The 23098-nt window shown below is 69.3% G+C and carries 22 protein-coding genes; 6 read left to right on the plus strand and 16 right to left on the minus strand.

From position 1 onward, the window contains the following. Position 1: 1 nt before the first annotated feature. Positions 2–508, minus strand: coding sequence for a DUF3015 domain-containing protein (locus tag M8R19_RS00445; protein WP_009622065.1), 507 nt, complete (start codon positions 506–508; stop codon positions 2–4). Positions 509–865: 357 nt separating this feature from the next. On the opposite strand from M8R19_RS00445, the gene M8R19_RS00450 reads away from it, so the two are divergent. Continuing rightward, positions 866–1276 (plus strand): hypothetical protein, encoded by a 411-nt coding sequence (locus tag M8R19_RS00450; RefSeq protein ID WP_074986535.1) that lies wholly within the window; start codon positions 866–868, stop codon positions 1274–1276. A gap of 113 nt (positions 1277–1389) precedes the next feature. Beyond that, positions 1390–1734 carry a cupin domain-containing protein gene (locus M8R19_RS00455; protein ID WP_009622067.1) on the plus strand — a complete coding sequence of 115 codons (345 nt, stop codon included), beginning with the start codon at positions 1390–1392 and terminating at the stop codon, positions 1732–1734. Between the two features lie 148 nt (positions 1735–1882). On the opposite strand, the gene M8R19_RS00460 is transcribed toward M8R19_RS00455, so the two are convergent. From M8R19_RS00460 to M8R19_RS00480, 5 genes are all read right to left on the minus strand, one after another. Continuing rightward, positions 1883–2701 (minus strand): HpcH/HpaI aldolase/citrate lyase family protein, encoded by an 819-nt coding sequence (locus tag M8R19_RS00460; RefSeq protein ID WP_249916683.1) that lies wholly within the window; start codon positions 2699–2701, stop codon positions 1883–1885. Positions 2702–2725: 24 nt separating this feature from the next. Next, positions 2726–3916 carry a CaiB/BaiF CoA transferase family protein gene (locus tag M8R19_RS00465; RefSeq protein ID WP_249916684.1) on the minus strand — a complete coding sequence of 397 codons (1191 nt, stop codon included), beginning with the start codon at positions 3914–3916 and terminating at the stop codon, positions 2726–2728. A 138-nt stretch (positions 3917–4054) separates the two neighbouring features. Then, positions 4055–5404 (minus strand): MmgE/PrpD family protein, encoded by a 1350-nt coding sequence (locus M8R19_RS00470; RefSeq protein ID WP_249916685.1) that lies wholly within the window; start codon positions 5402–5404, stop codon positions 4055–4057. A gap of 25 nt (positions 5405–5429) precedes the next feature. Further along, positions 5430–6590, minus strand: coding sequence for an acyl-CoA dehydrogenase family protein (locus tag M8R19_RS00475; RefSeq protein WP_249916686.1), 1161 nt, complete (start codon positions 6588–6590; stop codon positions 5430–5432). A 20-nt stretch (positions 6591–6610) separates the two neighbouring features. Then, on the minus strand, positions 6611–7438 hold the full coding sequence (locus M8R19_RS00480; protein WP_249916687.1) for an HTD2 family dehydratase: 828 nt from the start codon (positions 7436–7438) through the stop codon (positions 6611–6613). A 115-nt stretch (positions 7439–7553) separates the two neighbouring features. Between M8R19_RS00480 and M8R19_RS00485 the strand changes: the two genes are divergently transcribed. Continuing rightward, on the plus strand, positions 7554–8462 hold the full coding sequence (locus tag M8R19_RS00485) for a LysR family transcriptional regulator (RefSeq protein WP_249916688.1): 909 nt from the start codon (positions 7554–7556) through the stop codon (positions 8460–8462). A 722-nt stretch (positions 8463–9184) separates the two neighbouring features. Here M8R19_RS00485 and ycaC read toward each other — a convergent pair. The 3 genes from ycaC to M8R19_RS00500 form a co-directional block, all read right to left on the minus strand. Further along, entirely contained in the window at positions 9185–9811 is a 627-nt protein-coding gene (gene ycaC, locus M8R19_RS00490) for an isochorismate family cysteine hydrolase YcaC (RefSeq protein WP_069865036.1), read from the minus strand. A 54-nt stretch (positions 9812–9865) separates the two neighbouring features. Continuing rightward, positions 9866–10552: a hydrolase gene (locus tag M8R19_RS00495; RefSeq protein WP_249916689.1), complete on the minus strand. Its 687-nt coding sequence runs from the start codon at positions 10550–10552 to the stop codon at positions 9866–9868. A 99-nt stretch (positions 10553–10651) separates the two neighbouring features. Beyond that, entirely contained in the window at positions 10652–11518 is an 867-nt protein-coding gene (locus M8R19_RS00500) for a pirin family protein (RefSeq protein WP_249916690.1), read from the minus strand. An 84-nt stretch (positions 11519–11602) separates the two neighbouring features. On the opposite strand from M8R19_RS00500, the gene M8R19_RS00505 reads away from it, so the two are divergent. Next, complete coding sequence (locus tag M8R19_RS00505; protein WP_249916691.1) at positions 11603–12523, plus strand: LysR family transcriptional regulator; 921 nt, start codon at positions 11603–11605, stop codon at positions 12521–12523. A 37-nt stretch (positions 12524–12560) separates the two neighbouring features. Here the strand turns inward: M8R19_RS00505 and M8R19_RS00510 are convergent, their stop codons facing one another. The 5 genes from M8R19_RS00510 to M8R19_RS00530 form a co-directional block, all read right to left on the minus strand. Then, entirely contained in the window at positions 12561–13028 is a 468-nt protein-coding gene (locus M8R19_RS00510) for an aminoacyl-tRNA deacylase (RefSeq protein WP_249916692.1), read from the minus strand. Between the two features lie 134 nt (positions 13029–13162). After that, a complete protein-coding gene (locus M8R19_RS00515; protein ID WP_249916693.1) occupies positions 13163–14545 on the minus strand; it encodes a tripartite tricarboxylate transporter permease in 1383 nt (460 codons plus the stop codon). Further along, positions 14545–15036 carry a hypothetical protein gene (locus tag M8R19_RS00520; RefSeq protein WP_249916694.1) on the minus strand — a complete coding sequence of 164 codons (492 nt, stop codon included), beginning with the start codon at positions 15034–15036 and terminating at the stop codon, positions 14545–14547. The genes M8R19_RS00515 and M8R19_RS00520 overlap by 1 nt, the downstream gene beginning before the upstream one ends. Positions 15037–15068: 32 nt before the next feature. After that, a complete protein-coding gene (locus M8R19_RS00525; protein WP_249916695.1) occupies positions 15069–15995 on the minus strand; it encodes a hydroxymethylglutaryl-CoA lyase in 927 nt (308 codons plus the stop codon). After that, complete coding sequence (locus M8R19_RS00530) at positions 15992–17290, minus strand: hydroxymethylglutaryl-CoA reductase, degradative (protein ID WP_283939432.1); 1299 nt, start codon at positions 17288–17290, stop codon at positions 15992–15994. Before M8R19_RS00530 ends, M8R19_RS00525 begins: the two co-directional genes overlap by 4 nt. A gap of 138 nt (positions 17291–17428) precedes the next feature. Between M8R19_RS00530 and M8R19_RS00535 the strand changes: the two genes are divergently transcribed. Further along, the gene (locus tag M8R19_RS00535; protein ID WP_116423490.1) at positions 17429–18817 is read left to right on the plus strand and encodes an aminotransferase-like domain-containing protein; all 1389 of its coding nucleotides are present in this window, start codon (positions 17429–17431) and stop codon (positions 18815–18817) included. Here the strand turns inward: M8R19_RS00535 and M8R19_RS00540 are convergent. Then, entirely contained in the window at positions 18793–19338 is a 546-nt protein-coding gene (locus M8R19_RS00540; protein ID WP_249916697.1) for a GNAT family N-acetyltransferase, read from the minus strand. The two genes, M8R19_RS00535 and M8R19_RS00540, sit on opposite strands and share 25 nt — an antisense overlap. Before the next feature lie 185 nt (positions 19339–19523). Between M8R19_RS00540 and M8R19_RS00545 the strand changes: the two genes are divergently transcribed. Continuing rightward, complete coding sequence (locus tag M8R19_RS00545; protein WP_249916698.1) at positions 19524–19901, plus strand: hypothetical protein; 378 nt, start codon at positions 19524–19526, stop codon at positions 19899–19901. 802 nt (positions 19902–20703) lie between these two features. Here the strand turns inward: M8R19_RS00545 and M8R19_RS00550 are convergent. Then, the gene (locus tag M8R19_RS00550; protein WP_488408625.1) at positions 20704–23064 is read right to left on the minus strand and encodes a TonB-dependent siderophore receptor; all 2361 of its coding nucleotides are present in this window, start codon (positions 23062–23064) and stop codon (positions 20704–20706) included. Positions 23065–23098 lie beyond the last annotated feature (34 nt).

Consider the following 23098-nt stretch of genomic DNA (forward strand, 5'->3'; position numbering starts at 1 on the left):
CTCAGGCAGGCTGCTTGGCATAGCGCGCCAGCGTCGGATCACGCTGCATCACCGCCAGAGTATTGGCATAAACCTGCTCCCCAGTCGCATCCTTACTGGCAAAAATCTCCCCAAAGTGCCGCTGAGTAACCTGCGCGAAATGCGCACGATCCTGAGCCTGCACCCCCAGCAGGGTGGCATAGGCATCCAACGCATCCCCATGCCCCTTGGCCATATCCTCGGCAATGTTGTCGAGCATGCCGTTCATGGCAAAGATCGAACGACCGCCATAGCCCAGCCGCGCATCGGAGTTGCAGCCGTTGGTGCCGGAAGTCAGGCCGAAGGTGGCGTTACCCGAAGTCCCGTTGGTGGTAGTGGCCAGCAGGTGCGGGAACAACCCGCGCTGCCCTTCGAACAGCATGTTGCCCCAACCGCAGCCATTGCCCCCGGCCTGGTCCGCCTGGGCGAACAGGCTGGCGGCGCCGAGAACCGCGAAGATCGCACTCTTGCCGAGCAGTTTGCTTGTCATGGATGTCGTTCCTTGGTCGTTTGACGTGGTTGGCGTGCCCTACCCCTTCGCTGCCCAGCACGGCTGGAACAGCCTGGCTCGACTTTAGGTTTAGGCAAGGAATGGCCAGGTTTCAAACTTCGGCCGGTCGGTATTTGCATGGAGAATTCGCGATATCGAAAACATATGGCCGACTTATCGAGGCGGAACCTCGATCGACGATGCGCTGCGAAATCCGTCCCACAGGTGTACTCCGCAACGACAGCAGCTGGAAAAACCCGCAAGGCAAGCGAATATGTCTGTGGAGAGCTTTGATGCTGCGGGAAGCCTATGCGGGCTTGGGCAGCGCAGGAAGCAACGCCACAGGGGGGAGCAAAGATGTCATTCACACTGCCCGATGCTTTGTCGCACTATCGCGCAACCTTGGACAAGAACCATAAGTTCTGGGGCTACTTCCAGTTGGTAGCCTCGGCTACCGCAGCTTTCGCCTGGTCCCGCGATAGATTCGAAAACGGCCAGTTGCTGTTACCTCTCGCAGCGGCTTTCGCAGTCTTCGCCATATTGAACTGGCGCTTGGTAGTGGAATCCCAAGAGGAACTCCTGATCGCAGCAAGGTGCGTCAAGGACTACGCATCGAAGATCGGCGTACCCGATGAGTTGTTGCCCATGATCCAGGCGATCAAACCCGATTCGACCCTTCGGGTAGGCGTCTGGCATGCCGTTTTGTCGATGGCCACACTCGCTGCCGTTATCTGGGCTCATTGCGGGTTGGAGCCATTGCGCAACTGACGTTGACCGCTACCGCGCAGCGCTTCCAGGCACATCGGCGTCGAATCCAGGCAACTCCGGCGTGGCCGTTGCCCCTATGGTGACGGGCCACATCCCACCGACCTGGAACTGTCATGTCCGACTTCATCACCGTACTGCGCGAAACCTGCCCCACCCCCGTGCTGGATGCCACCAAGTGGAAGCGCATCGGCGGCGACCCGCACACCGTCAACCTCAACGCCTACACCTCGGCGGACGGCAGCAAGATCATGGGCACCTGGATCTGCACCCCCGGCAAGTTCGAGGTGAACTACGAGAAGTGGGAGTACTGCCACTTCCTCGACGGCTACTGCATCATCACCCCCGAGGGCGAGCAGCCGGTGCACCTGAAGGCAGGCGACGTGTTCGTCATCGAGCCAGGGCTCAAGGGCACCTGGGAAGTGGTGGAGACGGTGCGCAAGTATTTCGTGTTTGCCTAACGCCTATGGCGTTATCCGCCAATCGCGGACGGAGTCCGCTCCTACGGTTCCAGAGAAGCACGGACGTAGGAGCGGACTTCGTCCGCGATGGCCCTCGGCAACGCCAGTGTTCCGGCCAACGGCGGATAACCGCGAACGGTTATGCGCCCTACGACTCGCCTGCATTGGCCAGCAGCCGGCGGGCGCGGGCCAGGACCGGGGCGTCGACCATCTGGCCGTCCACCTGGAAGGCCGCTGCGCCGCTTTCGGCCGCGGCCAGCACCCGGCGCGCCCAGGCCAGTTCCTCGGCGCTGGGGGCCAGCGCGGCATGGAGCACGGCGACCTGCTTCGGGTGGATGCACAGCGTGCCCACCAGGCCCAGGTCGCGGCCGTGGCGGAGGGTCGCGGCGAAGCCTTCGGCGTCGTCGAAGGCCGGGTAGACGGTGTCCAGCGGCGCCTGCAGGCCGTTGACCCGCGAATGCAGCAGCAGGCTCAGGCGCACCTGGTCGTAGACCGTGGCCGCCGCCGCGGTGCCGCTGCTCATGCCGATGTCCAGGGCCAGGTCGAGGCCGCCGAAGGTCAGGCGCTCGACGCCGGCGCCGGCGGCGATCTCCGTCACTGCCAGCAAGCCGCGGGCGCTCTCGATCAACGGCCAGATCGGCTTGCCGCAGGCCGCCGCTTCGCGCAGGTCGTCGGCGCATTCGACCTTGGGCAAGAGGATGCCCGCCACTCCGGGCTGGCGTCGGCACAGTTCCAGGTCCGCGGCGTGCTCGGGGTGCCCGGCGGCGTTCACCCGCACCCGCACGCGGGCCTGCGGGTTGGCTTCGAGGAAGGCCGCCAGGTCGTCGCGGGCGCGGGCCTTGAGCGCGGGCTCGACGGCGTCTTCCAGGTCGACGATCACGGCGTCGGCGCCGCTGGCCAGGGCCTTGGCGAAGCGCTCCGGGCGGCTGCCGGGGACGAACAGGGCGGAACGGACGATCGGAGTCATGCGGGGTCCTTGGTCAGGTTCGGCTCACACCGCGCCCTGCTCGTGCAGGCGCTGGATGTCGGCGGCGCTGTAGCCCAGCTCGGCGAGCAGGCCGTCGGTATGTTCACCGAGACCCGGCACCGCGTCCATGCGCGGCGCATAGGCATTGCTGCGGGCCGGCGGCAGCAGCGCCGGCAGGCGGCCCACCGGGCTGTCGATCTCGCGCCAGGCGTCGCGGGCCTGCAGTTGCGGGTGGTTCCACAGGCCCTGCATGTCGTTGACGTGGGCGTTGGCGATCTGCGCCTGCTCCAGGCGCGCCACCACTTCCGCCGCGCTCAACCCGGCAAAGGCCTCGATTATCAATGCGCGCAGGGCGTCGCGGTTGGCCACCCGCAGGCTGGTGGCGGTGAAGCGCGGGTCCGCCGCCAGTTCCGGGCGCTGCAGCACCACTTCGCAGAACAGCTTCCACTCGCGCTCGTTCTGCACGCCGAGCATCACGTTCTTGCCGTCGCCAGCGGGGAATGGTCCATAGGGGTAGATGGTGGCGTGGGCCGCGCCGGCGCGCGGCGGTTGCGCCTGGCCTTCGAAGGCGTAGTACATGGGGAAGCCCATCCACTCGGCCATGCCTTCGAGCATGGAGACCTCCACCCGGCTGCCCTCCCCCGTGCGCCCGCGCAGCAGTAGCGCCGAGAGGATGCCGCTGTAGGCGTACATACCGGCGGAGATGTCGGCGATGGAGCAGCCGGCCTTGGCCATCTCGTCCGGGCCGGGGCCGCCGGTGACCGAGAGGAAGCCGCTCTCGCTCTGGATCAGCAGGTCGTAGGCCTTCTTCTGCTCGTAGGGGCCGCCTTCGCCATAGCCGGAGATGTCGCAGACGATCAGGCGCGGGAAGCGTTCGTGCAGCGCCTCGAACGACAGCCCCAGGCGCGCGGCGGCGCCGGGCGCGAGGTTCTGCACCAGCACGTCGGCCTGTTCCAGCAGTTGCTCCAGCACGGCGTGGGCCTCGCCCTGCTTGAGGTCCAGGGCCAGGCTTTGCTTGGAGCGGTTGGTCCAGACGAAGTGCGAGGCCATGCCGCGCACGCGCTCGTCATAGCCGCGGGCGAAGTCGCCGACGCCGGGGCGCTCGACCTTGATGACGCGGGCGCCGAGGTCGGCCAGCTGGCGGGTGCAGAACGGCGCGGCGATGGCGTGTTCCAGGCTGATGACGGTGATGCCGTCGAGGGGACGCGGGTTCATGGGTGCTCCAAGTGTCTCGTGCGCCGCCGCCATGGACGGCGCGGCGCTGTCGGTGTGTATCCACGATCCGGGCGGGCGGCGCCCCGCGCTCTGTGAACCCCCGGGTTCCGGAGGCCGCCCGCCCGGGCCGTGGGCTACTCAGGCAAAGGCTGCCAGGCCTGGCAGGTCGTGCAGGCGCCAGCTGGCGTCGATCAGCCGGGTGGCCTCGGCTTCGCCGCGGGCGCCGGCGAAGGCCAGCAGGCGGCGGAACTTGTCTTCCAGCTCGGCGCGGCTGAGGCTGTTGCCCGGGTCGCCCTTGGGCTCGTCGATAGCGCCTTGCAACTGGCGGCCATCGCTGGTGAGCACCTCGACGCGGCCCAGCCAGCGCTGCGGGTAGGCGCCGTCCACCTCGGCATCCAGTTGCATGCCCACCTTGTCGCGGAAGGCGGCCACGCGCGGGTCCTGCAGGGCGAACTGCTCGAACTCCACCAGCCCGGCCTTGCCGTGCACGGCGATCAGGCCCAGCACCGTGCCCATGGAGAACTTCGCCTGGTGCACCGTCTGCGGCACGACCACACGGCCGAGCACGTCGATGGCGCCCTGGTGCACGCGGGTGGTGACGCGGGCGATGTCCTCGGCCTGCAGCCCCTCGCGCTGCATCAGCGCCAGCAGGGCGTCGGCCGCGGGATGGGTGTGGCGGCAGGAGGCGTGGAACTTGAACGAAGTCTCGACCAGCGCCCAGCGGCTGCCCAGGCCGTCCACCAGCCAGCGCGGGTCGGCGTCGCTGGACATGCCGGCGGCCATGCCCTGCTCGCCTTCGAGGATGTTCTGCGCGCCGCTGAGGCCATCGGCGGTCAGGTAGGCGGCGAGCAGGCCATCGGCGGCGGCCTTGGCGGTGTGCAGCTGCTTGGAGTCGGCGGCGTCGCGGAGGAACTCCCAGAGCCCGGCAGCCTGGGTCCCGGCGCTGCCCAGGCAGTTCACGAACTGGCGGGCGTCCAGGCCCAGCAGCTTGCCGACCGCCACCGCCGCGGCCAGGGTGCCGACCGTGGCGGTGGTGTGGAAGATGCGGTAATGCGAACGGCCGAGGAACTCGCCGATGCGGATGCCCGCCTCGTAGCCGGCGACCGCCGCGAGGATCAGTTCGCGGCCGGACTTGCCCAGGTCCTGGGCGGCGGCCAGGGCCGCCGGGAATACCACCGTGGCCGGGTGCAACACCGAGCTGTTGTGCAGGTCGTCCTGTTCCACCAGGTGCGAACTGGCGCCATTGACCAGCGCGGCGAAGTACGCCGAAGTCGATGAACCGTCGACCAGCACGCGGCTGCGCCCGTCCGCCGGCCCCATGCGTTGTGCATGGCGCTGGAACAGTGGGATCGGGTGACGGCCCTGGCTGGCCAGGGCCGAGCCCAGCCAGTCGAGGAACAGGTCTTCGGTGCGCGCGACCACCGCGGCGGGCAGGTCTTCGTAGCGCAGGCCGGCGAGGAATTCGGCCAGGGCGTGGGTATTGTTCATCGCTTGTCGTCCTTGGGCTCGCAGGTCAGAAGGAGCGCGGCAGTTCGAGCAGGTGCTCGGCCACGTAGGACAGAATCAGGTTGGTGGAGATCGGCGCCACCTGGTACAGGCGCGTCTCGCGGAACTTGCGCTCGACGTCGTATTCGTTGGCGAAGCCGAAGCCGCCGTGGGTCTGCAGGCAGGCGTTGGCCGCCTCCCAGCTGGCCTTGGCCGCCAGGTACTTGGCCATGTTCGCCGCCGCCCCGGCGTTGCGCCCGGCGTCGTATTCCGCGCAGGCCTTCCAGCGCATCAGGTCGGCCGCTTCCACCTCGATGTGCGCCTCGGCGATGGGGAACTGCACGCCCTGGTTCTGCCCGATCGGGCGGCCGAACACCACGCGGTCGCGGGCATACTGGCTGGCCTTCTCGATGAACCAGCGGCCGTCGCCGATGCACTCGGCGGCGATCAGCGTGCGCTCGGCGTTGAGCCCGTCGAGGATGTAGCGGAAGCCCTTGCCCTCCTCGCCGATCAGGCTGCTGGCGGGAATCTCCAGGTTGTCGAAGAACAGCTCGTTGGTCTCGTGGTTGACCAGGTTGGCAATCGGTTGCACGGTCAGGCCGTTGCCGATGGCCTCGTGCAGGTCGACCAGGAAGATCGACATGCCGTCGGCCTTCTTCTTCACCTCGGCCAGCGGCGTGGTGCGCGCCAGCAGGATCATCAGGTCGGAGTGCTGCACGCGGGAGATCCACACCTTCTGGCCGTTGACCACGTACTTGTCGCCCTGGCGCACGGCGGTGGTCTTGATCTTGGTGGTGTCGGTGCCGGTGGTCGGCTCGGTGACGCCCATGGACTGCAGGCGCAGCTCGCCGCTGGCCAGCTTCGGCAGGTAGTAGCGCTTCTGTTCCTCGCTGCCGCTGCGCAGCAGGGTGAACATGTTGTACATCTGCCCGTGGATGGTCCCGGAGTTGCCGCCGCAGTGGTTCACTTCCTCGAGTATCACCGAGGCCTCGGCCAGGCCCAGGCCGGAGCCGCCGTATTCCTCGGGGATCATCGCCGACAGCCAGCCGGCCTCGGTCATGGCTTTGACGAAGGCTTCGGGGAAGCCTTTCACTTCATCGATCTTGCGCCAGTACTCGGCGGGGAATTCCGCGCACAGGGCGCGCACGCCTTCGCGGATGGCCTGCAGTTCTTCCGGGGTGCTGCTCATGGGGGTTCCTCGATGGGGGTTCAGTCGAATTCCACTTCGCCGCGCTGGGCGATGCCGGCTGCGTTGCCGGCCCAGACCTCGGCCTTGCCGGGGCCGCTGGGGCGGCCGCCCAGCTCGAACGGCTCGGGGCTGATCAGCGGGCGCAGGCCGCGGTAGGCGAAGCGACGCAGGCGCGCCTGGGGGTTGGCGCGGCAGAAGGCGCGCAGGTTCAGGGTGGCGATCAGTGGGCCGTGCACCACCAGGCCGGGGTAGCCTTCGGCGCCGGTGACGTAGGGCCAGTCGTAGTGGATGCGGTGGCCGTTGAAGGTCACTGCGGAATAGCGGAACAGCAGCACCGGGCTGGGCTCGACCGCCTCGCGCCAGGCGCCTTCGGGCAGCGCCTCGGTGCCGCCGAGCTTGGGCGGGCTGGGTTCGCGGTAGACGATGTCCTGCTCTTCGCGCAGGGCCAGGTGGCCGTCCTGCAGGTAGTCGTGGCGCAGGGTGACGAACAGCAGCGCGCCGGTGCGCCCGTGCTTTTCCTCGACCTTGAGGATGGTGGTCACCCGGCTGGCTTCGCGGCCAACACGCAGCGGCTCGTGAAACTCCAGGCGGCCGCCGGCCCACATGCGGTTGCGCCCATCCGCCGGCGGCAGGAAGCCGCCGCGCGCGGGATGGCCGTCGGCGCCCAGGCCGGCCTCGGGCACGGCATCCTGGAAGAACGCCCAGTGCCATAGCGGCGGCAGCGCCTCGCCGGCGGCGGGGGCCGGCTCGCCGAGGGTGGCGGCCAGGCGGCTGACCAGCAGCGTGCTCAGTTCTTCCTGGCTTTCCTGGGTGCGGCCTATCCAGGCTGCGTAGGACATTTCACTCATGGTTTCTCTTCCGTGGAAGTTTCCGAACAGGATGCCGAGGGGCTTGCGTTCCGAGAATCCGCATTTTCATAATCCGGCGTTAACCGAAACCGAACGCCACCCGGACGCCCTCATCATGCATTTCGACCTGGCCGACCTGCGCCTCTTCGTGCACATCGCCGAATCCCCCAGCCTGACCCAGGGCGCCCGCCGCGCGCACCTCTCGGCGGCCGCCGCCAGCGCCCGCATCAAGGCCTTGGAAAGCCAGCTCGACAGCCGCCTGCTGTACCGCGACAACCGTGGCGTGGAACTGACCCCCAGCGGCCAGCGCCTGTTGCAGCACGCGCGCCTGATCCTGCGCCAGGTGGAGCGGCTCAAGGACGACTTCGGCGAACAGGGCGGCGACCAGGCCGGGCACATCCGCATCTTCGCCAACACCACGGCGGTCACCGAGTTCCTCCCGGAGGTGCTGGCCGGCTTCCTCGCCGAGCGCCCCGCCGTCACCGTGGACCTGCAGGAGCGCCTGAACCGCGACATCGTCCGCGCCATCCTCGACGGCTCGGCGGACCTGGGCATAGTCGCCGGCCCGGTGCGCGCCGAGGGCCTGGAGATCCTCCATTTCAGCACCGACCACCTGGTGCTGGTGGTGCCGCCGGGCCATGCCCTGGAACGCCTGGGCCGCCCTACCCTGGCCGACACCCTCGGCTATTTCCACGTCGGCCTGCACGAGGGCAGCACCCTGCAGAGCTTCCTGCGCGAACAGGTGGAGCGCCTGGGCGGCACCCTCAACCTGCGCATCCAGGTGGCCAGCTTCGAGGCGGCCTGCCGGATGATCGAGGCCGGGGTGGGCATCGGCGTGCTCCCGGAAACCGCGGCGCGTCGACACCAGCGCAGCATGGGGTTGAGCATCCTGCAGCTGGACGAGCCCTGGGTGGTGCGGGAGCGCAGTGTGTTGATGCGTGAGCGCGAGGCGCTGCCGGGGTGTGCGCGGACGTTGGTGGAGTTGCTGCGGCGGGTGGGGGATGGGGGGGAGTGCTGTTTGTGAATGGGGTTTGCCGGGGGCTTGGGTGTTTGGTTTGAGAGCGCCCTCTCCCCAGCCCTCTCCCTGAAGGGAGAGGGGGCTGTTCGGAGTGGCCTGGAAGTCAGGCACCATCCTTCCAACCCGTCATTCCCGCGAACGCGGGAACCCAGAGACTTCTTGTTTGGGTGTAGCGCGCCGCTCCGAGTGCGTTGATGTCTCTGGTTTCGCCCCCTCGGGCGAGTCCCTTTTGTCAAACGGTGGAAGGCCACCCCCGCAAAAAGGAACCAAAAAGGCTTGCCCCGACATACGGGCCCGATAAAGCCGGGCTACCCTCGCGAACTCCCCCGCCACGGAGGCCCGCCCCGAGGGTACGTCCCTGTAGCCCGCGGGGCTCTCGCGACATCCATGTCGCATGACCTCCTGAGCGGAGGTTTCGCTCGGCCTTCTGAAGGGGCGTTTCGGTGCGCGCGGAGGTTTCTCTGGAAATCCGTAGGGCGCATAACACCTACGGCGTTATCCGCCGAATCGCGGACGGAGTCCGCTCCTACGGTTACTGGGAAGCACGGGCGTAGGAGCGGACTTTGTCCGCGATTGGATTCTCCGGCCACGCCGGACGCCCCGGTGGTACGAACGGTGCCCTCTCCCTTCAGGGAGAGGGTTATGGACTTTGCCCTCGAACCGCCAGCCGGGCGTCCCCAGCCGGCGGCCGATTGGAGCACGTACCGCTACACCGGCGCGCCCCAGACTCACTTCCCAGCAGTCAACGTGCTGTAGCTGGTGATCAGGTTGCGGTAGTCCGGGATATGGCTGGAGAACAGCGCCGCCAGACCTTCGATGTCGTTGCGCCAGTCGCGGTGCAATTCGCAGGCCACGCCGAACCAGGTCATCAGTTGCGCGCCGGCGGCTTCCATGCGGCGCCAGGCGGCGTCGCGGGTGACTTCGTTGAAGGTGCCGGAGGCGTCGGCCACCACGAAGACGTCGAAGCCTTCCTCCAGGGCCGACAGCGCCGGGAAGGCCACGCAGACTTCGGTGACTACGCCGGCGATGATCAGTTGCTTCTTGCCGGTGGCCTTCACCGCCTTGACGAAGTCCTCGTTGTCCCAGGCGTTGATGTTGCCCGGGCGGGCGATGTACGGGGCGTCGGGGAAGAGTTCCTTCAGTTCCGGCACCAGCGGGCCGTTGGGGCCGCTCTCGAAGCTGGTGGTGAGGATGGTCGGCAGCTTGAAGTACTTGGCCAGGTCCGCCAGGGCCAACACGTTGTTCTTGAACTTGTCCGGTTCGATGTCGCGCACCAGGGACAGCAGTCCGGCCTGGTGGTCGACCAGCAGCACGGCGGCCTGGGTCTTGTCGAGGCGAACATAGGGCTTGCTCATTGCGCTTTCCTCTTGCTGGGGGAACGCCCGGCCTGCGCCGGGCAAGGGGTGTCGTCAGCGCTGCGAATCCAGCGCTTCGTGGTTGCTCACCACCGCCTGGGCCTTGGTGTAGCTTTCGATCAGCAGGCGGTAGTGCGGGAAGATGTGGCTGTAGGCCTCGGCCCAGTCGGCGGCATCGGGGCGGTTCCAGGTGCGCTGGATCTCCGAGCACACCGCGGCGGTGTCCATGGGCACCACGCCGGCCTGCACCACACGGGCCAGGGTGATTTCCTGGGCGGCCTTGGAGTAGGTGCCGGAGGCGTCGATCACCGCGAACACCCGGTAGCCGGCGTTGACCGCGGCGATCGCCGGGAAGGCCATGCACACGCTGGTGATGGTGCCGGCGATGACCAGGGTCTTCTTGCCGGTCCTCTCCACTGCGGCGACGAAGTCGGGGTTGTCCCAGGCGTTGATCTCGCCCTTGCGCGCCACGTACTGCGCATGCGGCGCGGCCTCGTGGATCTCGGGGATCAGCGGGCCGTTGGGGCCCTGGGGCACCGAGGCGGTGGTGATCAGCGGGATCTTCGCCAGGCTCGCGATCTTCGCCAGGGTGATGGCGTTGGCGCGCAGTTCGGTCATGGGCATGTCCTTGACCGTCTGGAACAGCCCGCTCTGGTGGTCGATCAGCAGCATGGCGGTGTCGTCGGGGTCGATCACCGGGCGCTGGCCGTTGAAGTTGGCGACGTTGTCGAATCGGCTCATTTTCGTTTCCTCGCAAGTGGGCGTCCTGCCCCAATGGCCCGCGCGTCCCGGGCGGGCGTCCAACCAGACTAGGCGCTGGCCGAGTCCGGCACGTGACGCTCAGCCGGCCATCTGTCCGAAACGCCCGTGGCGGAAGTCGTCGAGGGCCTGCTCGATCTGCTCGCGGCTGTTCATGACGAAGGGGCCGTAGCCGACGATGGGTTCGTCCAGCGGTTCGCCGGACAGCAGCAGCGCCAGGGCGTCGCTTTCGGTCTCGATGTGGATGGCATCGCCGCGGCGCTCGAACAGCACCAGCTGGCCCTCCTCCGCCCGTTGCCCGCCGTTCAGCCGCAGGCTGCCGCGCAGCACCACCAGCGCCGTGTTGCGGCCCGGCTCGACGCGCAGCTCGAAGGCCTTGCCGGCGTTCAGGCGCAGGTCCCAGACATCCAGCGGGCTGAAGCTGTGGGCCGGGCCGCGATGGCCGCGGTAGTCGCCGGCGATCACCCGCAGCTGGCCGGCGCCGCCGGGCAGCTCGGCGCGGGGGATGCTGGCGTCCAGCAGGGTCTGGTAGGCCGGCGCGGCGAGCTTGTCGCGGGCCGGCAGGTTCACCCACAGCTGCACCATGTGCAGGGTGCCGCCGCTGCGGCTGAAGGCCGGGGCGTGGTATTCCTCGTGGAGGATGCCGGCACCGGCGGTCATCCATTGCACGTCGCCGGGGCCGATGCGTCCACCGGCGCCGCTGGAGTCGCGGTGCTCCAGTTCGCCCTGGTAGACCAGGGTGACGGTCTCGAAGCCGCGGTGCGGGTGCTGGCCGACGCCGCGCCGGGCGCCGTCGCCGGGGAAGTCCTGCGGCCCGGCGTGGTCGAGCAGCAGGAAGGGGCTGAGCTGGTCGCCCAGGCGGTCGTAGGAGAACAGGGTGCGGACCGGGAAGCCGTCGCCGACCCAGTGCGGACGCGGGGCGCTGTAGATGCCGAGGATGTCTTTCATGGGGTGCCTCCTGAGTGCATGGAGACACCTTAGGACTGCAACGCTACAGCCGGTAGACTGCGAAAATCACCTTCAGCGTTCCATATGGAGAACAGCGCCGTGGAAGACCTCAACGACCTCTACTACTTCGCCCAGGTGGTCGAGCATGGCGGCTTCGCTCCCGCCGGACGGGCCCTGGGTGAGCCCAAGTCGAAGCTCAGCCGGCGCATCGCCGCCCTGGAGGAACGCCTGGGCGTGCGCCTGATCCAGCGTTCCACCCGGCACTTCTCGGTGACCGAGATCGGCCAGGACTACCACCGCCACTGCCTGGCCATGCTGGTGGAGGCCGAGGGCGCCGCCGAGGTCATCGAGCGCCACCGCGCCGAGCCCCAGGGCCGGGTGCGGCTGAGCTGCCCCACGGCGCTGCTGAACTTCTGGGTCGGCCCGATGCTGGCCGAGTTCATGCTGCGCTACCCGCTGGTGGAGCTGCAGGTGGAGGCCACCAACCGCCAGGTGGACCTGATCCAGGAAGGCTTCGACATCGCCCTGCGCGTGCGCTTCCCGCCGCTGGAAGGCAGCGAGCTGGTGATGAAGGTGCTGGGCGAGAGCCGGCAGATGGTGGTGGGCGCGCCGGCCCTGCGCCAGCGCCTGGGCGAGCGCCCCTCGCCCACCGAGGTGGCGGCACTGCCGACGCTGCACTGGGGCTCGCCGCAACGTGAGTACCAATGGCAGCTGGACGGCCCCGAGGGGGTACGCGCCCAGGCCCGCTACCAGCCACGGCTGATCACCGATGACCTGATGGCGCTGCGCCAGGCGGCGCTGGCCGGGGTGGGCGCCGTGCACCTGCCCTCGGTGGTGGTGCGCGAGCAACTGGCCGGCGGCAGCCTGCTCAACCTGCTGCCGGACTGGGCGCCGCGCACCGGCATCGTGCATGCCGTCTACCCTTCCCGGCGCGGCCTGCTGCCGTCGGTGCGCGGCTTGCTGGACTTCCTCGGCCAGGGCTTCGCCCACAGCGACATGGCCTGACGCCCGGGGCCTAGCGGCGCAGGCGCCCGCCATCCCGCTATTCGCAGAAGCGCCCTTGCCGCGCCTCGGGCATCAGCTCCAGGTACTGGCGGCCGCTCATGTGCACCACGGCGTTGTGGTCACCGGCCTCGAAGTAGATGTCCGCCTGCTCGCCCAGGGATTCATCGATCAGGGTTTCCAGGCCGAACAGGCTGCCCACCGCCGGGATGGCGCCGGGCGCGCAGTCCTCGAAGCGCGAGGAGAAGTCACCCTCGCGGGCCAGGCGCCAGTTGCGCCGGGTGAGCTTGTGCACCTTGTGCAGGTCGACCTGGCGGCTGGCCGGCACCACGGCCATCAGCCAGTGGCCCTGGAAGTCGTCGAGGATCACCGGCTTGGCCATCTGCTGCGGCGGCACGCCGGCGCGGCGGGCGGCCTCGCGGGTGGTCATGGACGTGGCGTGGGGCAACAGGTCGTAGCGGCTGCGGTGCTGCGACAGGCAATTCTGCAAGCGACTGGACATGCTCATGGCTCACCTCCGGGAAGCGGCGCCGCCCCACTGCCCCGTGGCGCCGGCGCGGCCGGCTGGCGGAGGCTTCCCGCCCCCGTTTGCTCCAGTCTAGCGCCGCCGCCCCGGCGCGGGCAGCGGGCCGACCAGGGGCGTCAGCCGGCCAGCACGAGCAGCGCCGGCACGCTGAGGACGGCGGTGTAGAAGCCCATGAACTGCACGCCGATGTTGAAGCCGAGGAAGCGCCCGAGCAAGCCGCCGACCAGGCCCATGCTGAGGATCACCAGCAGGCCCAGCAGCCCACCCTCCCACAGGCCGACCACCAGGATCAGGCCGACGAAGGTGGCGATCACCGCCTCGTGGCTGACGCGCCGCGAGACGAACGCGGCGGCGCGGTGGGTGAAGTTCATCGCGAAGGGATAGGCGACGAGCGCTGCCACCAGCACCGCCAGCAGGCCGACCACGAGGAACTCCCAGGGGCCCATCAGGCTGTGCAGGTTGTGCACCTGGCCACTGGCGGCGTCCACGTGGAAGCGCGGCGGCGCGTTGAACAGCGGCGCCGCCGGGCCCGCGGCCACCGGGCTGAGCGGCAGGCCGAAGGCGATCAGCGGGATCATCGCCTCGGCGATGTAGGTGGATTCGGTCACCCCGTTGCGCACGGCCAGCACCGAGGTCAGGCGGTGGTAGGCGTGGCGGATGCGCGAACCGACGACCTCGCCGAGGATCACCGTCATGGCCACCGGGCTGAACACGAAGGTGGCGCTGGACAGCGCGGCGGTGCCGAGGGTCCAGCCGGTCTGGCGGCGGTCGAGCACTTTCAGCGGGTTGGGGAAGTAGCCGTCCCAGCCCTTCACGTCCGGCGCCAGGGCGAAGGTGCGCGGTTCGCTGCGGCGCATGCGCTGGCGCTCGGCGGGCGCCAGCAGGGCGAACAGCGAGACGATCAGCGGCCCCACGGCGATGCCGAGGAAGTAGCTGACCGCCAGCTTCACCCCGTGCTGGGCGGTCAGCGTCTGCAGCGCCACGATCAGCAGCACGAAGGGCCCCAGGGCCAGCAGCGCCGCCCAGCGCCCGGCGGAGAACCAGGCGATGGCCAGGGCCGCGCAGAGGAACACCCAGGGCGCCGCCTGCTTGATGGCCGCGCCGAAGGGCGCCAGCAGCACCGCGAAGAACACCGCCAGGGGCACGGCGATGAACGCCGCCAGCACCGCGCCGGAGATCATCTTGCGCAGGGCGATGTGCGGCACGCCGAGGTTGCGCAGGAAGTTCGCCTCGCGCATCAGCGGCGTGGCCATGGTGTCGCCGGGGATGCCCAGCAGCGCCGTGGGCACCGCATGGGTCATGTGCTTGGCCACCGCGCCGGCGAGGAAGAAGGCGAACACCCCGGCCGGCGCCACGCCCAGCAGCACCACCAGCAGGGTCAGCGGCGCCAGGGTGGTGGTTTCGTCGCTGCCGGAGACCAGGCCGATGGCGGCGAACAGCAGCGCCCCGGTCACGGCCATCAGCAGGGCGATGGGCAACTGCTCGATGAAAAGCTCCATCAGGCCGCCCCTCCCGTTGCCGGCGCCACGGCGGGCGCGGGCTTCTCCCGGGGCGCGCTCGCCTGGGCGAACAGCTCGTACAGCTGGACTTCCTTCAGCTCCGCCAGCACTTCCGGCGGCAGGTCGCCCAGCTCGCCGAGGCCGCCGTATTCGGCCTCCAGCTCGCGCAGGGCGCGCTCGCGCCAGGCGGCGTCGGCCACGTGTTCGACCACCCGGCGCTTGGGCTTGAACAGCACGGCGCTGATCGCCCCGCCGGCCAGGCAGCCGAGGATGCCCACCAGCATGGCGTAGGCGCGGGCCATCTGCGCCGATTCGACGACGCCGAGGAACAGCCGCTCGGCGAGCAGGAAGGCGCCCAGGCTGACCAGCGCGCCAATGGCGATGGCGCCGGCCAGGTGGCGGCTGTCGACGGTGTCGCCCCAGACTTCGTAGAGCCGGGAGTCGGATTGGGGGTTCGGCGCTGGCAGCGGCGCCGTTTCGTGGATGTTCATGGTGTGGCTCCTGCCCTGCCGGGCTCTTGTTGTTATGGTGCGGTCGCGCAGGTTCGCGGCTGCCGCTCGGCGGCCACCAGGGCGCGGCCGGCCCGCGAGGCGTTGGGCCGGCCCAGGCGGCGGCTGATGAGGGTGCCCAGGCGGGCCACGGCCGGCAGGTCGATACCGGTGGCGTAGCCCATGCCGTGCAGCAGGTGCAGCACGTCCTCGGTGGCGACGTTGCCGCCGGCCCCCGGCGAATAGGGGCAACCGCCGAGGCCGGCCAGGGAACTGTCGAAGGTGCGCACCCCGGCCTGCAGCGCCGCGAGCAGGTTGGCCAGGGCCATGCCGAAGGTGTCGTGGAAGTGCCCGGCGAGCGCCGTCAGCGGCAGGCGCTGGGCGCAATGCTCCAGCAGCCGCGCGGTGGCGTCCGGGGTGCCCTTGCCAAGGGTGTCGCCCAGGCTGATCTCGTAGCAGCCCAGGGCATGCAGGCGCTCGGCCACCTCGCCGGCCTGCTGCGGCGCCACCGGGCCGCTGTAGGGGCAGTCGAGCACGCAGGACACGTAGCCGCGCACCCGCACGCCCCGCTCGCGGGCCAGGGCCAGCACCGGCTCGAAGCGGAGCAGGCTGTCGTCGATGGAGCAGTTGATGTTGCGCTGGGAGAAGGCCTCGGAGGCGGCGGCGAACACCGCCACCTCCTCGCAGCCCGCCGCCAGCGCCGCCTCCAGGCCCACCAGGTTGGGCACCAGGGCGCTGAAGCGCACCCCGGGCCGGTGCCCGAGGCGCCGCAGCACCTCGTCGCTGCCGGCCATCTGCGGCACCCAGCGCGGCGAGACGAAGGCACCGGCCTCGATGTGCCGCAGCCCGGCGTCCGCCAGTTGCCGGACCAGATCGATGCGCGCCTCCACCGGCAGCACCTGCGGCTCGTTCTGCAGACCGTCGCGCGGGCCGACCTCGACGATCCTGACGAAGCCGCTCATGCGCCGCGCCTTTCGCGCAGCAGTTCCACGGCGCGGTCGGCGCGCACGTCGCCGGCTTCCACCAGGCGCCGCGCCAGCCAGTCCACTTCCTCGCCGCGGGCGCCGGCCACCAGGGCGATGTTGCGCGCGTGCAGGGCCATGTGGCCGCGCTGGATGCCTTCGCAGGCCAGGGCGCGCAGGGCCCCGAGGTTCTGTGCCAGGCCCACGGCCACGGCGATCTCGGCCAGTTCCTGGGCGCTGCGCACGGCGAGGATGCGCAGCGACAGCTGGGCCAGCGGATGGGTGCGGGTGGCGCCGCCGACCAGGCCCACCGGCATGGGCATCTCGATGCTGCCCACCAGGTGTCCTTCGGCGTCCTTCTCCCAGGTGCTCAGCGAGCCGTAGTGGCCGTTGCGGCAGGCGTAGGCGTGGGCGCCCGCCTCCACGGCGCGCCAGTCGTTGCCGGTGGCGACGATCAGGGGGTCGATACCGTTCATGATGCCCTTGTTGTGTGTGGCCGCGCGGTAGGGGTCGACGGCGGCGAAGCAGTAGGCGTCGAGGATGCCCTCGATCACCGCCTCGCCGCTGTAGTCCGGCGACTGCAACTGCTGTGGGGCGATACGGACCTGGGCCCGGGCCAGGCGCAGGTCGGCGAGGTTGGAGAGGATGCGCAGGCGCGCCTGGCCGCCGGTGATGCGTTCCATCAGCGGGGCCACGGCCTCGGCCATGGTGTTCACCGTGTTGGCGCCCATGGCGTCGCGCACGTCGACGATCAGGTGCGCCACCAGCATCGGCCCACGCGGGCCGTCGGCGAAGCAGTGCACTTCCAGGTCGCGGCAGCCGCCGCCCAGGCTGTTGAGCAACTGGTCCTTGCGGTTGGCCAGCTCGACGATCTCGTCCTTGTGCCGCAGCAGCGCCAGGCGCGCGTTGAACGGGTCGCCCAGGCCCACCAGCTGGACCTGGGCGCGCATCAGCGGCGCGCTGCTGGAAGTCTGGAAGCCGCCGCCGGCGCGGGCCAGCTTGGCCATGTAGGAGGCGGCGGCGACGATCGACGGCTCCTCCACCACCATCGGCACCAGCAGCTCGCGGCCGTTGACCACGAAGTTGCTGGCCACCGCGTAGGGCAGCTCGAAGGTGCCGAGCACGTTCTCGATCATGCCGTTGGCCACCGCCAGCGGCAGTGCGCCGGGTGTGCCCAGGTGCTGCAGCTCGGGCAGCTGCAGCAGGGCCTCGAGGTGGTCGAGGCGCTGGCGTGGCGACAGGTTGCGGAATTCGGGAAGGCGGGAATCGATGAGCATCGGGGCGTCCATTGTCATTCTTGTGCGTCGCTCTTGTGGGATGCGGGCGGCGACGGGCCGCCCGAGGCCCCAAGGTGCTATGACTGGTCCCGCCGTTGAAGGTACAGTTCGCCCCAACAGTACCCACACTGTACCCATGACAGCCCGGAGACCGCCGTGCCCCGCCAGACCCTCGCCGAACAGGTCGCCCAGTCCCTCGCCCGGCAGATCCGCGAAGGCGCGCTGCAGCGCGGCGACCGCCTGCCCTCGCTGCGCGAATACATGCGCCTGCACGGCCACTCGAAGAACACCGTGATCACCGCCTACGAGCTGCTGGCCGCCCAGGGCCTGGTGGAGGCGCGCCACGGCAAGGGCTTCTTCGTCCGCGCCAGCGCCCCGCGCAACAGCGAGGCCGAGGAGCCCCTGCCCTACACCCGCGCCCTGGACACCATCTGGATGATGCGCCAGCAGTTCGTCCGCGAGCCGGCCCGGGCGCCGCTGGGCGAAGGCTTCCCGCCGGTGGCCTGGCTGCAGGACATGCGCCTGGACCGCTTCACCCGCCAGGTGCTGCGCACCGACGCCAATTCGCTGTTCCGCTACGGCAACCGCCTGGGCAACCCGGCCCTGCGCCAGAGCCTGGTGCGCCGCCTGGCCGGCTACGCCATCGACGGCAACCCGCGGCAGATCCTCACCACCCACGGCGCCAACCATGCGCTGGACCTGATCGTCCGGCGCTTCGTCGCCCCCGGCGACGCGGTGCTGGTGGAGAACCCCGGCTACTACCCGCTGTTCGGCAAGCTGCAACTGCAGGGCGCGCGCATGCTCAGCGTGCCGCGCCTGGCCGACGGGCCGGACCTGCAAGCGCTGGAGCAACTGCTGCGCCGCGAGCGGCCGAAGCTGTTCTTCCTGCAGTCGGTGGGGCACAACCCCACCGGCTCGGACATCTCGCCGGTGAAGGCGCACCAGTTGCTGAAACTGGCCGACGAGCACGACCTGCTGCTGGTCGAGGACGACGCCATGGCCGACTTCAAGCCCAGCTCGGCGATCAAGGTCGCCACCCTCGACCAGCTACGCCGCACGCTCTACGTCGGCAGCTTCTCCAAGTCGATCTCGGCCTCGCTGCGGGTCGGCTTCATCGCCGGCAGCCGCGAGCGCATCGAGGAACTGGCGGACCTGAAGATGCTGCTGCACACCAGTTGCTCGGAGCTGTGCGAGCGCACGGTGGACGTGGCGCTGGGCGAAGGCTACTTCCTGCGCCACCTCACCCGCCTGCAGGCCCAGGTCGCCGCCGCCACCCATACCGGGCTGGCGGTGCTGGACGCTCTGGGCGCCGAAGTGCTGTGCCGCCCGCAGCAGAGCCTGTACCTATGGGCGCGCTTCCCGCACATCGACGACGCCGAGGCCTTCACCCGCGATGCGCTGCCCCAGGGCCTGGCCCTGGCGCCGGGCGCGATCTTCAGCACCGACCGCGGTCAGGCCAACCCCTGGATGCGCCTGAACGTCGCTTACCTGCAGGACCCGCTGTTCGCCGCCTGCGTGCGTCAGGCCGGCGGCTCGCGGCGGTAGATGAGGGTGTCCTGGGTGCCGTGCCAGGCATCGCGGCGCACCCCGCGCAGGGTGCGCACCAGGCGGAAGCCGGCGGCCTCGGCCAGGCGCTGGCTGCGCGGGTTGGCCGAGGACGTGGTGAGGTACAGCCGGGCCCGCGGCAACTGCCCGCAGACTTCGCGCAGCGCCGCGCTCAGGTAGCCCTGGCCGGCGAAGCGCGAACTGGCCCAGTAGCCGATCACGTAGCTGTCGCCCCTGCCCCGCGGCTGCAGGCCGATGCAGCCGATCACCTCGGCGCGGTCGGCGGACAGCAGGAACAGGCGCTTCTCCGCCAATGGCGCGGCGTAGTTGGCGATGGCGCCCTTGAGCGAGCGCAGCACCTGCTCGGCGCTCACCTGCGGGGTCACCCAGTCGAGGAAGGGCGCGTGCTCCGCGTAGCTGTCCTGCAACGCCCGGCGCAAGGGCTCGCAGAGCGCCAGGCTGGGGCGCACCAGCACGGCGTCGCGGGTCGTCAGACGGTACTCCACGGGTGGCGTCGGCATGGCGGGGGTTCTTCGGGCGATGACGGTTCGCCAGCCTACCGCAGCCCGGCGCCGCCGGCACCTGCGCTGACGGCCACCCTGGCGCCTGCTTTACTACGAGCAGGGCCGGCCCGCCGTTCCAGGGAGCCGCGGAGCCACTGAAACACCCACGCGAGGAGACCGCGCGCAGTGACGGAGGCCAAGCCATGATCGACCTGGAACTGACCCGGCGCCTGCTCGACGGCGCCCTTCGCGCCGACGGCGGGCCCTTCCCGGTGGAGGCCATCGCCCGCCACTACCACGCCGAACTGCACCGCCGCCTGGGCGCGGAAACGCCGGATGCCGACGTGGTCATCGCCAACGCCCTGATCCTCACCGACCTGCTGCGCCGCCTGGGGCTGCTGGAGGGTCTGTACCACGGCAACGAGGTCGGCACTCCCAGCGACGGCGAACGCCTGACCGAAGATGGCAAGCGTTTCCTGGCCCTGCTGGATGATCCGCGGTTCGTCGAATACCTGGGCAGGCAGCCCTTGCGTGGTGATCGCGATACGGTGCTGGAGGCGATTCGACGGTTCAGCGTGTAGGAGCAACTGTCTTGCATGCCGTGCCGAAGGTGCTCTTCGTAGGAGCGAGCTTGCTCGCGAACAAACTCCGCAGCGGGGGTTCATTCGCGAGCAAGCTCGCTCCTACGAAAAGCCGTGCTAGCCGGAACCCCGGCGTAGGATGGGTTGAGCGGAGCGATACCCATCGCCATGACCGCATGGGTTTCGCAAACTCAACCCATCCTACGGACCTGGCAATAGTATTCCGCCAGGGAGGCACGGCCGGAGGAACAACTGTCTTGCATGCCGTGCCGAGGGTGCTCTTCGTAGGAGCGAGCTTGCTCGCGAACACATCTCCGCAGCGGGGGCTCATTCGCGAGCAAGCTCGCTCCTACGAGAAGCCGTGCTAGCCGAAACCCCGGCGTAGGATGGGTTGAGCGGAGCGATACCCATCGCCATGACCGCATGGGTTTCGCAAACTCAACCCATCCTACGGACCTCCGCCATTTCCGCGAACGTAGGGCGTATAACCGTTCGCGGTTATACGCCGTTGGCCCGAGCACCGGAGCCAAGGACAGCAACCCATCCTACGGAGCGCAAGCGCGGTGCAGACCTATACGGCTGACTCAGGACTTCCTGTTCACACCGGACGGTCCCCTCTCCCGCTTGCGGGGGAGGGTTAGGGAGGGGGAAACATGGCGTCAGGAGAAACACCATGCCTCGGATCAAGCTCCGCTCCCTCTCCCCAGCCCTCTCCCTGAAGGGAGAGGGGGCTTCCGTGCTCAGGCGAAACGCCGTGCCAGCCGGCAACATCGGAGTTTCCGGCTGACGCCGAACTGTCCCCTCAGAACCCCACACTAGCCTGCACGAAGAACGTCCGCGGCTGGCCGACGTAGATGCCGGCGTTGTTGTCGCTGGAGCGGGTGAAGCTCTCCTTGTCGAAGAGGTTCTTCACCCCTGCGCCGAGCTTGAGGTTGGACAGTTGCGGGCCGAAGTCGTAGCCCACCCGGGCGTTCCACAGGGCGTAGCCGGGGATGTCGCCGTACTGGCCGTCGGCGGTCGGCTCGGTGATGTAGTTGTGGGTGAAGCTGCCGTCGGCATTGGTGCTCGGGCCGGGGGCGCGTTGGGCGGACTGGGCGAAGGCGTCGACGTTGTAGGTCCAGCGGTCGCGCACATAGCGCAGGCCCAGGGTCGCCACCTGGCGCGAGTAGAACGGTAGGTCGCGGCCCTTGAAGCCGGGAATCTCGCCTTCGTAGGTGGCGCGGGTGTAGGTCAGGGTGCCGTAGGCGGTCAGGCCTTCCAGGCGCGGGTCCAGCGCGGCCAGGTCGTAGTGCGCGGAGGTCTCGATGCCCTGGTGCTTGGTGGCGCCCAGGTTGGTCCAGCCCACGTCGTTGCTGATGTACTGCAGCTCGTCGTCGAAGTCGATGTAGAACAGCGTCACCTCGCCGCCGAAGGCGCCGTCGTCGTAGCGCGTGCCGATCTCGTAGGTGCGCGCCTTCTCCGGCTCCAGGCCGTCGGCGGTCTGGTCGCCGCGGCCGCCCTGGCCGAGCTGGAAGTACTGCAGGCTGCCGAAGGAGGTCTCGTAGTTGGCGAACAGCTTCCAGGCGTCGGAGACGTGGTACATCACGCTCAGCGCCGGCAGCGGCTCGTTGTAGTCCTTGCTGCGGTTCTTCGCCTGCACCGGCTTGCCCTTGTTGTCCAGCACCGGGCGGTCCTGCCAGTCGGTGGAGATGCGCTCGAAGCGGATGCCGGGGGTGACCGTCCAGTTGCCGACGTCGATCTTGTCGTCGATGTACAGCGAGTTGGCCTCGGTGCCGCCGGTGCGGTCCTGGTAGATGTGGCCGTCGGCGCCGGGCTGCGGCGTCGGCACGTTGTTCACCAGGGCCACCTGGGAGGCGCGCTCTTCCATGTCTTCCTTCAGGTAGCGGTAGCCGATGCTCGCCTCCTGGGTGGTCGGGCCGACGAAGAAGATTCGCGACAGGCGCGGCTCGAAGCCGAAAGTGTGGTAGTCGCGCGGATAGGACGCGAGGGTCTTGAGGTCGCGGTTGGCGATGTCGCTGCCGCGGAAGCTGTCGCTGTAGTAGGTCAGCACTTCCAGCTGGGTCAGGTCGTCGATCTTGCGCGTCCACTTGAACGAGCCGTCGCTGCGGCGGCCGCGGAAGTTGTCGTAGTCGCGCACCGACTGGTACGGGTCGTGGTCGTACTGGGCCTGGGTCAGGCCGCCGGGCATGTCGGCGGTGCCGTCGTAGTAGTGCAGGTTCAGGGCGAAATCGTCGGCGTCGGTGGGCGCCCAGTGGGTCTTCAGGGTGACGTCGTCGATGTCGTTATGGTTGTTGCTGTCGCGGTAGCCGTCGCCCTTCACCCCGGAATACAGCAGGGCCATGCCGATGCCGTTGTCCGCGGTGCCGCCGATGAAGGCGTTCTGCATCTGCTTCCAGCCGCCGTGGCCGGCGTGCTCGACGGTGGTGCCGACTTCGCCGGAGAACTTCTCGGGGATGGCGCGGGTGACGAAGTTGATCACCCCGCCGACGTTCTGCGGGCCGTAGCGCACGGAGCCGGCGCCGCGGACCACGTCGATGCTGTCGTAGCTGCCGGCCACGCCGGGGAACATCGACAACTGCGGCTGGCCGTAGGGCGCCACCGCGGCCGGCACGCCGTCGATGAGGATGGTCGAACGCGGCGACAGGCGCGAGGTCAGGCCGCGCACGCCGACGTTGAGGGAGACGTCGCTGCCGCCGGTGCCGTTGTTGTCCTGCACCTGCACGCCGGGAATGCCGCGCAAGGCTTCACGCACGCTGACCACGCCCTTCTCCTGCATGGCCTCGCGGCGCACCACGGTGCGCGCGCCGGGGTGGTTCTGCACGTCGCGCTCCTGGGCGTCGGCCAGCCAGTCGCCGACCACCTTCACCTCGGAGGATTCCATCTGCAGCGGTTCGTCGGCGCCGGCCGCGCGCTTGCGCAGGACGATGCCGTTGCCGACAACTTCGTAGTCCAGGCCGCTGCCCTGCAGCAGGCGTTCCAGGGCCTGTTCCGGAGTCAGCTCGCCGCTGACCGCCGGGGCCTGCTTGCCTTCCACCAGGTCGGGGGTGAAGAACAGTTGCAGCGAAGTCTGCTGGCCCAGTTGCTTGAGCGCGTCGTTCAGCGGCATCGGGCGGATGTCCACCTGGGCGGCCTGGGCCTGGCCGATGGCGGCGGCGATGGCCAGGCTCAGGGCCAGCGGCAGCAGGTGGCGGGCGGTG

The organism is Pseudomonas sp. R3.Fl, from assembly GCF_023516765.1.
Classification (GTDB): domain Bacteria; phylum Pseudomonadota; class Gammaproteobacteria; order Pseudomonadales; family Pseudomonadaceae; genus Pseudomonas; species Pseudomonas citronellolis.